The organism is Streptomyces mabaensis, assembly GCF_053763515.1.
Window position 1 is genome coordinate 81,435 of sequence record NZ_JBSOPZ010000012.1, and the last position, 12,085, is coordinate 93,519.

Annotated in this window: 11 protein-coding genes; 7 read left to right on the plus strand and 4 right to left on the minus strand. The window is 72.2% G+C overall.

Annotation, left to right across the window (positions count from 1 at the left end; translation table 11 throughout):
- Window positions 1-4 precede the first annotated feature (4 nt).
- Both ACWV17_RS13100 and ACWV17_RS13105 read left to right on the plus strand, forming a co-directional pair.
- On the plus strand, window positions 5-1,258 hold the full coding sequence (locus tag ACWV17_RS13100; RefSeq protein WP_455359812.1) for an MAB_1171c family putative transporter: 1,254 nt from the start codon (window positions 5-7) through the stop codon (window positions 1,256-1,258).
- The gene (locus ACWV17_RS13105; protein WP_455359813.1) at window positions 1,255-1,872 is read left to right on the plus strand and encodes a hypothetical protein; all 618 of its coding nucleotides are present in this window, start codon (window positions 1,255-1,257) and stop codon (window positions 1,870-1,872) included. The genes ACWV17_RS13100 and ACWV17_RS13105 overlap by 4 nt, the downstream gene beginning before the upstream one ends.
- Before the next feature lie 41 nt (window positions 1,873-1,913).
- On the opposite strand, the gene ACWV17_RS13110 is transcribed toward ACWV17_RS13105, so the two are convergent.
- On the minus strand, window positions 1,914-2,096 hold the full coding sequence (locus ACWV17_RS13110) for a hypothetical protein (protein ID WP_455354830.1): 183 nt from the start codon (window positions 2,094-2,096) through the stop codon (window positions 1,914-1,916).
- A 108-nt stretch (window positions 2,097-2,204) separates the two neighbouring features.
- On the opposite strand from ACWV17_RS13110, the gene ACWV17_RS13115 reads away from it, so the two are divergent.
- From ACWV17_RS13115 to ACWV17_RS13125, 3 genes are all read left to right on the plus strand, one after another.
- Window positions 2,205-4,922, plus strand: coding sequence for a SpoIIE family protein phosphatase (locus tag ACWV17_RS13115; RefSeq protein ID WP_455359890.1), 2,718 nt, complete (start codon window positions 2,205-2,207; stop codon window positions 4,920-4,922).
- A 37-nt stretch (window positions 4,923-4,959) separates the two neighbouring features.
- Entirely contained in the window at window positions 4,960-7,467 is a 2,508-nt protein-coding gene (locus ACWV17_RS13120) for a SpoIIE family protein phosphatase (RefSeq protein WP_455359814.1), read from the plus strand.
- A 101-nt stretch (window positions 7,468-7,568) separates the two neighbouring features.
- On the plus strand, window positions 7,569-7,808 hold the full coding sequence (locus ACWV17_RS13125) for a DUF6296 family protein (RefSeq protein ID WP_455359815.1): 240 nt from the start codon (window positions 7,569-7,571) through the stop codon (window positions 7,806-7,808).
- 221 nt (window positions 7,809-8,029) lie between these two features.
- Here ACWV17_RS13125 and ACWV17_RS13130 read toward each other — a convergent pair whose 3' ends face one another.
- From ACWV17_RS13130 to ACWV17_RS13140, 3 genes are all read right to left on the minus strand, one after another.
- Window positions 8,030-8,464 carry a hypothetical protein gene (locus tag ACWV17_RS13130; RefSeq protein WP_455354833.1) on the minus strand — a complete coding sequence of 145 codons (435 nt, stop codon included), beginning with the start codon at window positions 8,462-8,464 and terminating at the stop codon, window positions 8,030-8,032.
- Window positions 8,465-8,542: 78 nt separating this feature from the next.
- Window positions 8,543-9,226, minus strand: a complete 684-nt coding sequence (locus ACWV17_RS13135; RefSeq protein WP_455359816.1) for a hypothetical protein — start codon at window positions 9,224-9,226, stop codon at window positions 8,543-8,545.
- A gap of 120 nt (window positions 9,227-9,346) precedes the next feature.
- Window positions 9,347-10,174 (minus strand): hypothetical protein, encoded by an 828-nt coding sequence (locus tag ACWV17_RS13140; protein WP_455359817.1) that lies wholly within the window; start codon window positions 10,172-10,174, stop codon window positions 9,347-9,349.
- A 139-nt stretch (window positions 10,175-10,313) separates the two neighbouring features.
- Here ACWV17_RS13140 and ACWV17_RS13145 point away from each other — a divergent pair, with 139 nt between their 5' ends.
- On the plus strand, window positions 10,314-10,784 hold the full coding sequence (locus ACWV17_RS13145; protein ID WP_455354836.1) for a cation:proton antiporter regulatory subunit: 471 nt from the start codon (window positions 10,314-10,316) through the stop codon (window positions 10,782-10,784).
- A gap of 2 nt (window positions 10,785-10,786) precedes the next feature.
- Window positions 10,787-12,001 (plus strand): cation:proton antiporter, encoded by a 1,215-nt coding sequence (locus ACWV17_RS13150; RefSeq protein ID WP_455359818.1) that lies wholly within the window; start codon window positions 10,787-10,789, stop codon window positions 11,999-12,001.
- The last annotated feature ends 84 nt before the right edge of the window (window positions 12,002-12,085 follow it).

Sequence of the window (12,085 nt, forward strand, 5' to 3'; positions counted from 1 at the left end):
GCCCGTGGAAAACGCTGTCCTGATCCTTCTGTGGCTGGTCGCGCTGTGGCGCGGCCCCTCCGCGCTGCGCTCGTCCAAGCAGCGCACGCTGTGGGCCGCCTTCGCCGCGCTGACCCTGTCCATGACTCTGCGGAAGCCGGAGGTGATGTACGCGATCGACAGCGCTGCCGGCGTGAACAACCTCTCGACCCTCCTCAAGCACTTCCTGGGCATCACCGCCGCGGCCGCCGTACTGGAGTTCGTGTACGCGATCACGCGCCCCGAAGGCAGTAACGGTGCCCGGCTGCGGCTGTGCGCCGCGGCCGCCACCATGCTCGCGCTGACCGTCCTGTTCACCTTCATGCCCCGGGAGACCGAGGCCGAGGAGTTCTTCGAGAGCAGCACCGGATCCGGGACCGCGACCGTCTACCTGATGGTCTGGCTGACCTACCTGGGCACCGCGATGGCCTCGGCCACCTGGCTGTTCTGGGGCTCCAGCAGACACGCCGGCGCGGGCTGGCTGCGCACCGGGCTGCGGCTGCTGGGCACCGGCACCGCCGCTGGCGTCGCCTACTCGCTGACCCGGGCCGTGTACCTGGTCCTCCGGCTCGTCGGCGCCGTCGACGCCGGCAGCGACGCCGGTGTCAGCGCTGCCACCGACACGATGAAGCACCTCGCCATCGGCCTGATCCTGATCGGCAGCTCGGTCCCCGCCGTCGGGGTCGCCTGGCGGGCGGGCAGGCAGTGGCTCTATCTCAGGCGACTGGCCCCGCTGTGGACGGACCTCACCTCGGCGGTCCCCGAAGTGGTCCTGGGCGAGGAACTGCGCCGCCGGGAGCTCCAGATGCGTCTGCACCGCAGGGTGGTGGAGATCCGGGACGCGATCCTCGCACTCCAGCCGTATGTGTCCGCCGAACAGCGGGACCGCGCGGAGGCGGCCGCCCGGCACAAGGACACCGGCGCCAAGGCCGGCACCGGCGGACGGCACTCGGCGCTCGCCGACGCCTGCTGGGTCGAGGCGGCCCGGCGCGCCAAGCTCGCCGGCCGTGCGCCGCTGACCGACGTGGAGCGGCGGGACTCCGCGTCGGGCGACGGACTCGACCTCGACGCCGAAGCACGGTGGCTCTGGCAGATCGAAGCCGCCCGCCGCGGCGACGTCGTACGGCAGTTCGCGTCCGCCGCACCGGACATGTCCGCGCAGGAGATGTCACCGCAGGACATGCCACCGCAGCACACACCCCCTCAGGAACCGTCCCACCGGGAGACCGCGCCACAGTGACCACGACCACCGACACCACAGCGACCGGCGGCCCCCGCCCGGCGGAGTCGCGCCCCGCGCGGCTCGTCACCGACGGCCTCGAACCGAAGAACTGGATCATCGCGCTGACCCTGCTCGTCGGCTGGCACGTCGACGGCCTCGCGGGGATCGGCTGGGGGCTCTTCGGCGCCGTCTTCGCGGCCGTCATACCCGTACTGTTCATCAAGTTCGGCATCCGCCGCGGCACCTGGGCCGACCGTCACCTCGGCGTCAAGCAGCAGCGCCTGGTCGTCATGGTCTTCATCATCGGCTCCGTCGTCACCGGAACCCTGCTGATGGGCGTCCTCGGGGCGCCGTCGGCGATGGTCGCGCTCATCGCGGCGATGGTGACCACGCTGGTGGTCCTCATGGTGATCACCACGGCGTGGAAGGTTTCGGTGCACGCCGCGGTGTCGTCGGGCAGCGTCATCATCCTGACGCTCACCTACGGCCCCTGGCTGCTCGCGCTCTATCCGGTCGTGGCCCTGGTCGGCTGGTCCCGGATCGCGCTCAGGGACCACACCCCCGCCCAAGTCGTCGCAGGCACCGCGCTGGGCGCCCTGGTGGCGGGGGCGACCTTCGCCCTGCTGCGCTGAACTCCCCAGCGCCAGGGGTACGGATCCGGTCTACGGCAGGTCTACGGCAGGTATTTCTCGACGGCCGCGGCGCCGTCCTTCTCGAGAGCCAGGCGGGCCTTCTCCAGCAGTTCGGGAGTGGGCTCCCGACCGGAGAGCATTACCAGGTCCTCCGGGTCCACCGGGTGCTCCGACCCGGTGTGCAGCACGCTGTCGGGCGTGGTTCCTCCGTCAGGCTCGGGCATGGGAGCCTCCTCGCGTCTCGGTCCCGGTTCCACGGTACGTCGCCCACGGTGCCTCGGCGCGGCGCCCGGTGAGGGGGACCCCGAGTGCGGTGCTAGAAATAAGAGGTGATGGAGCTTTTCCGGCGTTTTGAGCTTCACCCTGCCCGCTGGGGTCTGCGGCGCAGTGTCGCCGCCCAGGTCTTCGGCCTCCAGGTGGTGCTCGTGGTGCTGCTCGTCGCCGCCGCGGCCATCGCGCTGGTCCTCCAGTCCCGTGCGGACAGCGTGCGGGACGCCCGCAACCGGTCGCTGGCCGCCGCTGAATCGTTCGCCCACGCTCCCGGCCTGGTGGCGGCGCTCCGTTCGCCCGATCCCACCGCCGAGTTGCAGCCGCTCGCCGAGGGCGCCCGGATGGGTTCGCATGTCGACTTCATCGCCGTCATGACCACCGAAGGCGTCCGGTACACCGACTCCGATCTGCAGTTGATCGGCAAGCGGGCGGAGGGCGATTTCGGGCGGGCCTTGGCGGGCGAGTCCTTCACGGAGGTCTTCACGGGCGACCCCAACGACGCCGTACGGGCGATCGCCCCGGTGACGGACCGTGCGGGTAACGTCGTCGGCCTGGTCGGGGCCGGCATCGAGATCGGGAATGTCGCCGACATCCTGGACCGCCAGCTGCCGCTGCTCTTCGGCGTCACGATCGGCGCTCTGGCCCTCGCCACCGTCGGAGCGGCTCTGGTCAGCGGCCGTCTGCGGCGCCAGACCCACGGCCTGGGCCCGGCCGAGATGACCCGGATGTACGAACACAACGAGGCGGTGCTGCACGCCGTGCGCGAGGGCGTGCTCATCGTCGGCGGCGACGGCGTACTGCTGATGGCCAACGACGAGGCACGCCGGCTTCTCGACCTGCCCTCCGACGCCGAGCAACGCCTCGTGAAGGACCTGGGGCTCGCGCCCGAGACCGCCGCCCTGCTGACCCGCGGCGCGGCCGTGACCGACGCGGTGCATCTGGCCGGGGACCGGTTGCTGGCGGTCAATGTGCGGCTCACCCAGCCACACGGCGGGCTCGGAGGCAGTGTGGTGACGCTGCGGGACTCCACCGAGCTGCGCGCGCTGGCCGGACGCGCCGAGGTGGCCCGGGAACGCCTGCAACTGCTGTACGACGCCGGGGTCCAGGTCGGGACGACGCTCGACGTGGTGCGGACCGCCGAGGAACTGGCCGAGGTGGCCGTACCGCGGTTCGCCGGCTTCGTCACGGTGGAGCTGCTGGAGCCCGTACTGCACGGCGAGGAGCCGGCCGGGACCGCGACCCGGATGCGGCGCACCGCCGTGCGGGGTATCCGGGAGATCTCCGCGCTGGACCCGGCCGGCACGGTGATCGATGTGGTGCCCGGTACGCCGATGGAGGCGGGGCTGGACTCCGGCCACGCGGTGCTGGAGGCGGACCTGACCACCGCCCAGGGCTGGCGGGCGCAGGACCCGCCCGGGGCGCAGAGCGCGCTGGAGGACGGGTTCCGTTCGCTGCTCACGGTGCCGTTGCGGGCGCGGGGCATCGTCCTGGGCATGGTCAATTTCTGGCGGGCCGAGGATTCTGTCCCGTTCGAGGCGGAGGACCTGTCGTTCGCCGAGGAGCTGGCCACGCGGGCGGCGCTGAGTATCGACAACGCCCGCCGCTTCACCCGCGAGCACACCACCGCGGTCACCCTTCAGCGCAGCCTGCTCCCCCACACGCTGCCGGAGACCGGCGCGCTGGAGGTCGAACACCGCTATGTGCCCGCCCAGGCCGGGGTGGGCGGCGACTGGTTCGATGTCATTCCGCTGCCGGGCGCCCGCGTCGCGCTCGTCATCGGCGATGTCGTCGGTCATGGCCTGCACGCCGCCGTGACCATGGGCCGGCTGCGCACGGCCGTCCACAACTTCTCCGCGCTCGATCTGCCACCGGACGAACTGCTCGGGCACCTCAACGATCTCGTCACGGCGATGGACGAGGGCGAGGCCACGGAGGACGACAGCCGGCAGGTCACCGGCGCCACGTGTCTGTACGCGGTCTACGAATCCGCCTCGGGACACTGCACCCTCGCCCGGGCGGGCCACCCCGGTCCCGCGCTCGCGCGGCCCGACGGCTCGGTGGAGTACCCCGACGTGCCCGCGGGGCCGCCGCTGGGCGCCGGGAACATGCCCTTCGAGGCGACCGAGCTGCGGCTGCCCGCGGGGAGCAGCCTGGTGCTGTACACCGACGGACTGGTCGAGGAACGCGGCCGGGACATCGACGAGGGGATGGAGCAGCTGCGCCTCGCCCTGCGGGAGCCGGCCCGCCTGCAACGGCCCCCGCAGGAGATGTGCCAGGCCGTGTTCGACGTCCTGGTCCCCTCGCGCGGGCAGGACGACATCGCGCTGCTCGTCGCCCGCACCCGGGTGCTGGACTCCGACCACGTCGCCCACTGGAGCGTGGAGTCCGACCCGGCGGCCGTCGCCGCCGTGCGGGCCGACGTCACCCGCCGGCTTGCGGCATGGGGTCTGGACGAGCTGGCCTTCACCACCGAGCTCATCCTGAGCGAGCTGATCACCAACGCCATCCGGTACGGCGCCCCTCCCATCCGGGTCCGGCTGCTGCTCGGTGACGTCCTGGTCTGCGAGGTGTCCGACGCGAGCAGTACGTCGCCGCACCTGCGCCGGGCGGCCACGCTGGACGAGGGGGGACGCGGGCTGTTCCTCGTCGCCCAGTTCGCCGAACGCTGGGGCACCCGGTACACGGCCGAGGGCAAAATCATCTGGGCCGAGCAACCCCTGGGTGAACCCTCCCCCACCGTGTCGCTGGGTGAAGCCTCCCCATGGGGTCTCGGGCTCTGAGGTGCGGGGCATGGGCGGCCTGGAGCATCCTGGCTGTGTGACCCGGTACGGCGCTGCCGGGCGTACCCCGCCGGTCGCGAGCGGGGCGGTGCCCGGGGCAGCGGACAGCAGCGGCCGAGTTCCGGACGAACTCGGCCTGGTGCTCGCACAAGCCGCCGTACAGGCCATTCACGCCGTGGGGGGATACGCCGGCGGCGTCTATCTGCGCTCCGGGACCCCGGGCCTGCTGCGGCTGGCCGTACTCGTCGGACTGCCGGGACCGCTGCTCCGCCCCTGGTGGCGCATGCACGTGAACCGGCCGTTCCCGGTGGCCGAGGCCTACCGCTCGGCAAAGCCCGTCCACCTCGCCGACGCCGAGGAGGCCATGCGGCGCTTCCCCCAGCTCATGGCGGGGCTGCCATTCCCGTTCGGCTCGCTCTACTGCCCGGTGACCAGCGGCCGCGACACATTCGGGGTGCTGGTGGCGCTGCGCCCGGCCACGCCCGGGATCCCGGTCGGGCAGGCCGACGCGAGTCGCATGGAACACGGCGCGCATCGGCTCGGTACCACCCTGGCGGAGATCGCCGCGGACGGCAGGACCGTCGCGTGGGACCGCGAGCCGGCTGTGGTCCAGATGCCCGCGGTGAACGACCAGCAGGTGCGGATCGGCCACTTCCACTGGGAGATCGACAGTGGCGCGCTGACCGGGGACGACGAGTTGTACGCGATCCTCGGCACCGACCCGGCCGGTTTCCCCGGCACGGTCGAGGCCCTGTCCGCGCGGGTGGCGCCGGAGGACGTGTACGGGCTGTGGACCGTGGCCCGGCGGGCGGCCGAGTCCGCCCGGCCGGTGGCGCGCAGGATGCGGCTGCTGGGTACGGACGGCCAGGCGCACCTGGTCGAGCTTTCGTGCCGCCGCGCGCCGCCCGGCGCCGGGTCCGGTCGCCGGCTGACCGGCCACCTGGTGGACCTGGGGACCGGGCCGGTCGTCGCCGAGGCGCCCGACCGGCTGCCGGAAGGCATCTTCTCCCTCGACCGGCTCGGGCGGATCACCTACCTCAACCACAGCGCGGCCGCCCTGCTCGGGCGCGCCCGGCCCGAGCTGACGGGACACGTCCTGTGGGAGGTGCTGCCCTGGTTCGCCCACCCGGCCTACGAGGACCACTTCCGGGCGGCGCTGTTCTCCCACGAATCCGTGCATTTCCTGGCCCACCGCGGTCCGACGGACTGGCTGTCGGTGTCGCTCTACCCGGGCCACGACGGCCTGACCGCGACGGTCACCGCGGCGGAACAGCCGGTGTACGCGCCCGGAGCTGTCCGCGGACCCGGCGACGGACTGGGTTCGGTGACGGACCGAGCGGCCGCGCTGTACCGGCCGGTCGCCCTGGCCATCGCCCTGACGGAGGCCGTCACCGCGCGCCAGGTGTCCGCCGTGGTCACCGAGGAGCTGCTGCCCGCCTTCGGCGGCCGGCAACTGGCCATCTACGTACTGAGCGAGCGGCACCTCTACCTGGCCTGGGAGACCGGGTTCCCGCAAGGCTTCCTCGACCGCTTCGACGGCGTCGCGCTCGATGCCCGGCTGCCCGGCGTCGAGACGCTCACCACCGGACGCCCGCTGTTCTTCGAGTCCATGGAACGCCTGGCCGCCGCCTATCCGGGCATCCCCATGGACGCCCATCTCGGTGCCCGGGCCTTCCTGCCGTTGATCGCCTCGGGGCGCCCGGTCGGCTCCTGCATCCTCGGCTTCGACCAGCCGCGCGGCTTCAGTCCCGAGGAGCGCACGGTCCTCACCGCGCTCGCCGGCCTGATCGCGCAGGCCCTGGAGCGGGCCCGGCGCTACGACACGGAAGCGGCACTGGCGCGCGGTCTGCAGGACGCGCTACTGCCCCACCGGCTGCCCGTTGTCGAGCACGTGGACACGGTGGGGAGGTATCTGCCCGGAACGCAGGGCATGGATGTCGGGGGCGACTGGTACGACGTCATCGACACCGGCCGGGGGCTGGCCCTGGTCATCGGTGACGTGCAGGGTCACGGTGTGGCGGCGGCCGCCACCATGGGGTCGCTCCGCAGCGCGGTACGGGCCTTCGCGCTCGCCGGGCTCGACCCGGGAGCGGTGATGTCCGGCACCAACCGGCTGCTCATCGGCCTCGATCCGGGCCAGTTCGCGAGCTGCTGCTACATCGTCCTCGACCCGGCCACCGGCGCGACGCGGGCCGTACGGGCCGGGCACCCGCAGCCCCTGCTGCGGCATCCGGACGACACGACCGAGGTGCTGGAGCTGTCCGGCGGGGTCGTGCTCGGCGTGGACGCCGAGGCGTGGTACCCCGTCACCGAGCTGGGGCTGGAACCGGGCGCCGTGCTGGCGCTCTACACGGACGGGCTGGTGGAGGAGGCGGGCGCGGACATCGATGTCGGAATCGGCCGGCTGCGCAGCACGCTGGCCGGCGTCGGTTCCGCCCCGCTGACCGACACCGCCGACCGGCTGATCCGCGAGGCCCGGCAGGCGACCGACCGGCCCGACGACATCGCACTGCTCCTGGCGGCCCGCTGGGCGGACACCTCATAGGCCTTGCAGTGGTATCCGGCCACCCCAATAACTCCCGAATGCACCATTTGAGTAAAGAGTCATACGATCGGACGGGGCCCGACGGGACCGAAGGAGAAGTCATGGGGCAGAGCAACACCTACGAACTGGTGTTCAGTGGCACGGACCGCCCTGCCGCGGCGGGCGAGGACCTGGTGGTCGTGCGCCGCAGCGACCGGACGGGACCGGGGGGCCATCCCGTCTACGTGGACGAGACCGGGATCGTGCAGGCGGAGATCAGCGACCGTGCGGAGGTACGGATGATCGCCAGCGGCGGACACCAGGAGCTCCGCGCGGCGGTCCAGGCCCGCCCGGTCGGCTAGGGCCTGTCCGGCCGATCTTGGCCGGGGCCACGACGCCTGGCACGGCACCTCGCCGCGTTGCCGAACTGCCCGAATAGCTCCGCTATTAGGGCACTCCGGCGCCTTGCGATGCACCGCACCAGACGCCGCGTCCTATCCGGCCCTGATCCGCCGGACAGACCCTAGAGAAGTGTCCGGCCGATCACGCCGGGCCCGTCGCCCGGACAGCGCCCGGACACCCTCTACGGATCCTCGTCGTCCATTCCGCTCGCCTCCGCGATTCCGCGCAGCTCGCTGTCCTCCGCGCGGCGGCTGCGCGCCCACTCCCGCAGCTCCTCGAGCTTGGCCGGGTCGTCGGCGGTCTCGGCGTCCACCATGGCGCGGACCGGGTGCCCCGCCTCGTCGACGTCGACCTGGACGAACTGCTGGTCCATCCTTCCGGTCAGCGCGATGGTGATGACCGTCGCCACTTCGTCTCTGAGCGCCGGTGTCACCTTGGCGTCGTCCTCACCGAGGTCGATGTCGATCGTCCCGGTCTCGTGCGCGGAGATGGCGGCCAGGGTGGGCCGGATCATCCTCATCAGCAGTCCGAACTCCTCCGGGGACATACGCGCGCGAAGCGTGTCCACGTACAGCAGTACCGGATGGGCGCCCTCGGGCTGCGGCTCGTTGTCCATCACCGCAGCCTGCCCCGGTGAAGGGGCTTAACCCCTGTTACCCCACGACACCGGCTCACCCTTCACCCGGACCGCCCATCATCCGGCCGACCGGCCGGTGTCGCGGCGACGCAGCGCGGCCCACGGAGCGTTGCGCCGGCCGGTGGCGGCACGCGCCGCGGGCCGGCTGTGCTCGCTGTCCGTACGTTCGGTCGTGGCCAGCTCCTCGAAGAGCGCGCGGGCGCCCACCAGCACCTCGCGCAGCTCCTCCGTCCCGACCTCCCCGTGCTCCTGTCCCTGCGCCTGCCCCTGCGCCTCGGAGGCCCGGCGGGCGGCCATGTGGAGCCGCCGGAAACCGTCGACGTGGTGCGGGTGATGGACGGAGAGTGCGGCGACCTGCGTGTCGTGGGAGTCGTCCGGGAAGCCGCGGTCACGCGCGAGCCGGCCGAGCAACCGGTCCGCATCGGCCACCGCCCGGGCGGGCGAGTCCACGAACTGCTCCTGGACACCCGCCCACGCGGCGACGTACTGGGTGTGCGCCTCGCTCGCCAACGGCCGTACTTCCAGGCTCTCGTGGCGGTGGAGGCGCTCGGCGAGCTCCTTCTCGGCCGCCTTCGTGTCGCCGTCGTGCTGGGTCACGGTCCGTTCGTACTCCGGTCCGAAGCGGCGGCGCAGGTCACGGCCGCTTCCGCCGCCACGGCCGGCAACGAAGGGCCGGGCGACGGCCACGGCGAGGACGAGAACCGCGACGACGAGCAGGATGATGATGACGCCGGTGGACATGGCACGCCTTCCGGTGAACGACCCCGCACGCAGCGGGCTGCCGCCCTCCGTGTTGCCCCGGTGCGCGCCGTCAAACAACGCCGAACAACGCCAAACAGCGGGCATATCGTGGCAGTTCGGTCACGTCTCGCGGGGGCGGGACTCGTACAGCCGGGCGTAGTAGCGGCCCTCGGTCTCCAGTCCGGCCGGGTCCTCGCCGGCGAGCAGGACCGCCCTGAGGGCGTTGCGCTGCTCCCGGCCGCTGGTGAACCGGCGCTGCGGATAACAGCGGGACGGGTCCGTCTCGGTGATCAGGCCGAAGGAGTCCAGGCACTCCACGACCGGTTGGTAGCGGACCGTACGCAGGACGAACGCGCTCACGCGGAGGGGCAGCCGCGCGCACCGCAGCAGCGCCTCGAAGGTGCGCCGGGTGATGTAACCGACACCTCCGGTGACCGTGATCAGCCCGACGCCCGCCATCGCGCGCCGCAGCCCGGGGCTCGGCGGCAGCTCCTCCAGGTTCTCCGCGTACGCCTCGTCGAGCAGGCCGACGGCCCGTGCGTAGCCGACCGCCCGGTCGGCGGTGTCGAGCCCGACGACCGGCGTCGCGTCCGCCCGGCGGTGTGCAGCGTAGAACTCCTCGTCCCGCTCGATCAGTTCCGCCGTGGTCAGTGCCCGCACGCGGTCGTCCGCGTAGTGCGCGTACAGGTCGGCCAGGGTCAGGTCGTGGTTGAGCAGGGCCGCGTTGATGCCGTACGAGCAGCAGAGATCGAGGACGGTCACGGGACCGTCGGTGCCGGCCTCCGCCGCCCGCTGCTGCCGGGTGCGGCGGAAGACAGGCTGGGCGTGGTGCGGAATCTCGTACTCCAGCGGGGCGAGGCGGCGGAAGTACGCGCGGGGGTCCGGCTCGTTGTAGATGTGGTCGAACCGTGTCTTGCCCGGGGTGGTGCCGGTCCGGCTTGCGTTCATGGTGCGTTCCTCCGCCGGCATGATCACGGCGCGGCAACTCGCCGTAAGGTAATGATAAGTTAAAAACGCCGCTCAGCCACGGCGAGCCGCCACAGCAAGCAGCCACGCCACGCCGCACCGACCGTCCCGGGAGGCTGTCATGGGTACCCGCCGAACCTCTCTGCCGGGCGTCGGCACGCAGTACGACTTCACCACCGAGACCGGACGCCACATATCCGTCGTCGTCCACCACGACGGCCGGCGCTTCCTCGGCTTCTACGACGCCGACGACCCGGACGCCTGCGTCCTGTCCGTTCCGCTGTCGTCCGACGAGGCCACCGCTCTCGCGCACCTGATCGACCCGGCCCCGCTCGAAGCGGTCCGGACGAACGTCATCGACCTGGTCACCGAACACGTCCCGGTCGGCGTCCGGTCGCCGTACGCCGGGCGGCTGCTCGGCGACACCCGGGCCCGTACCCGTACCGGCGCCTCCATCGTGGCGGTACTGCGGCGCACCGGAGCCCATCCGTCCCCAGGGCCGGACTTCCGGCTCGCCGCCGGCGACACGCTCGTCGTGGTCGGCACCCGTGAGGGCGTCGACGCGCTCAGCGAGATCGTCACCGGAGGCTGACCGTGCACAACACGACCACGCTGCTGATCGAACTCGGCGCGATCATCCTCGCCCTGGGCCTGATCGGCCGGGTCGCCGGCCGGATCGGACTGTCCCCGATACCCCTCTACCTGCTCGCCGGTCTCGCTTTCGGCCATGGCGGGCTGCTGCCGCTGGCCGCCAGCGAGGACTTCGTGGCCGTCGGCGCCGAGATCGGTGTGATCCTGCTGCTCCTGCTCCTCGGCCTGGAGTACAGCGCCTCCGAACTCGTCGGCAGCCTCAGAACCCAGTACCCCTCCGGCGCCGTCGACTTCGTCCTCAACGCGCTGCCCGGAGCGGTCGCCGCGCTGATCCTGGGCTGGGGGCCGGTGGGCGCGGTCGCCCTGGCCGGCGTCACCTGGATCTCCTCCTCCGGGGTCATCGCCAAAGTCCTCACCGATCTGGGCCGGCTCGGCAATCGCGAGACCCCCGTGATCCTGGGCATCCTCGTCATCGAGGACCTCTCCATGGCCGTGTACCTGCCGTTGCTCACCGCCCTGCTCGCCGGGGTCGGGCTGGCCGGCGGCAGCATCACCCTGCTGATCGCGCTCGGCGCGGTGGGTGTCGTCCTCTACCTCGCGCTCCGGCACGGGCGGCTGATCAGCCGCGCGGTCTCCTCGGACAATCCGGAGATGCTGCTGCTGGTCGTCCTGGGGCTGACCGTCCTGGTGGCGGGGATCGCCCAGCAGCTCCAGGTCTCGGCGGCGGTCGGCGCGTTCCTCGTCGGGATCGCCCTGTCCGGCGAAGTGGCCGAAGGGGCGCGCAAGCTGCTCACCCCGCTCCGGGACCTGTTCGCCGCGGTGTTCTTCGTCTTCTTCGGGCTGTCGACCGATCCCGCGGCGATCCCGCCGGTTCTGCTGCCCGCGCTGGCACTCGCGCTCGTCACCACGGTCAGCAAGATCTTCACGGGCTGGTACGCGGCGCGCCGCGCGGGCATCGGCCGCCGCGGCCGGCTCCGGGCGGGCGGCACACTCGTCGCACGCGGCGAGTTCTCCATCGTGATCGCGGGGCTGGCGGTGGGCGTCCAGCCACAGATCGGGCCGATCGCCACTGCGTACGTACTGATCCTGGTCGTCCTGGGGCCCTTGGCCGCCCGCTGGACGGAGCCGGTGGTGACCCGGTTGCGAAGACGCCGGGCGGTGAATGGGCGCCGCTCGTCGTCGGAGGTCCAGGAGCCCGTGAGCAGCACACAGGTGTGAGCGGTACAGCGGTACAGCGGCAACGGAGGCTTGCGGCCCGCCTGTTGGGCAGTCGGGCCGCTGTCTCGGCACGGGCACGCGGCC